Source organism: Mesorhizobium sp. P3_A9, assembly GCF_056402975.1.
The window spans coordinates 1-1249 of the sequence record NZ_JBFUGJ010000692.1; the positions used below are offsets into that span (position 1 = coordinate 1).

The 1249-nt window shown below is 56.3% G+C and carries 2 protein-coding genes; both read right to left on the minus strand.

What is annotated here, in order from left to right; translation table 11 throughout:
- The coding region (locus tag AC1DX0_RS36045; protein WP_477359294.1) for a hypothetical protein at positions 1-246 on the minus strand (246 nt) is incomplete at its 3' end.
- 274 nt (positions 247-520) lie between these two features.
- The gene (locus AC1DX0_RS36050) at positions 521-1075 is read right to left on the minus strand and encodes a hypothetical protein (RefSeq protein WP_477221121.1); all 555 of its coding nucleotides are present in this window, start codon (positions 1073-1075) and stop codon (positions 521-523) included.
- Between the last annotated feature and the right edge of the window lie 174 nt (positions 1076-1249).

Genomic DNA, 1249 nt, shown 5'->3' on the forward strand with positions numbered 1-1249 from the left:
CTTCCGCAGTGGCAGGAAGCCAACCTTGCGGTAGTCAGCCGTGATCAAGGCGCTGAAACGTGTGACGTCCGACGGGGATCTATGTGGCGCGGATATGTGGATATTCGATATCTGAAGGGCCGAGCTAGCAGGCGTTATCTTTTCTATATTGCCGAGCAGCGTCGCCAAGCCCGTAGAGAACGCCACGATTCCGGTACCAACGACAGCAATTGTTCGGAAGGAAAACCTATTGCTGTTCTCGCCCAACGGATTCCCCTCCCGTACCCTTAGGGCAGCATGGCCCCGGTTGAGGGCGAACGCAAGCCGGCTCCCAGAGCTGTCAAGTAAGGCGCATCTGCCTCGCGCCGGTTGTTAGGTCCACAAGCGCATCCCTGAGCTCCGTAGAGGGGGAGCGGTCGCTCAAGGATTGGGACGCGGTATGTCTCCACCTCTTCGTAAAAGATGTCAGGCGCTTAGCCGCCGCGATTGGATGAGGTTCCCCGCAAAGGCCCGCTGCCTCACGGTGGCGGGCTTTTCCACTTTAGCTCCGCCAGCTTACAGCGGGTGTTTTGGCTGCTCCCCACATTCCGCCCGTGAAACTGTCAGAATCAGCGATCTGCAAGATGTTTGGCCGATCCCCTTGATATTTTTCTCCGAACCAACCTTCATATTCAATCTGGATCGGGAACTCGGCCTGCGCGATCCAAAAGCTCTGATGCGGATCTCTGTGGGTCAGGCCAAAAGAACATGACGTCCGAGCACCGTTTTGGAGGAGACGGATTACGCTGGAAGGCTCGAAACAAGCCAACCACCGGCCCCTGTTCTCTTCATTGGCCCCGCGGCCGAGCGCCTCCTCTAACGCTATCTGATCGCTAATGAGCAGCTTGATATTCTTTGCCGGAATCGATCCGGAGTTGAGGACAACCAGGTCGTACGCGATCCCCTCGCTGCCGCCGTGGTGCGTCTCAACCATTGCTGTCACGATCGGCCGAAACTGACGGTACCAAAAGAAGATGGAAAAACCCAAGGCCACCATTGAGACGATCAGTGCGACAGTTGCCACTGCAAGGTTAAGCAAGTCTGGGTTCACGCCCATGGTTTTCGCCCCCTAATTCCAGGATTTTGAACAATCGCAGGAAAGTATTGGAACGACAATTGGCGCCGTGAAGGGGGCGACTCCCTTGCGGCAGCCAGCCGAACATCCAGAGAACAGACCATCCTTTTCGTGTTGCAGTCATGTTGCAATGACAGCAAGGGATTGAGCGTGACG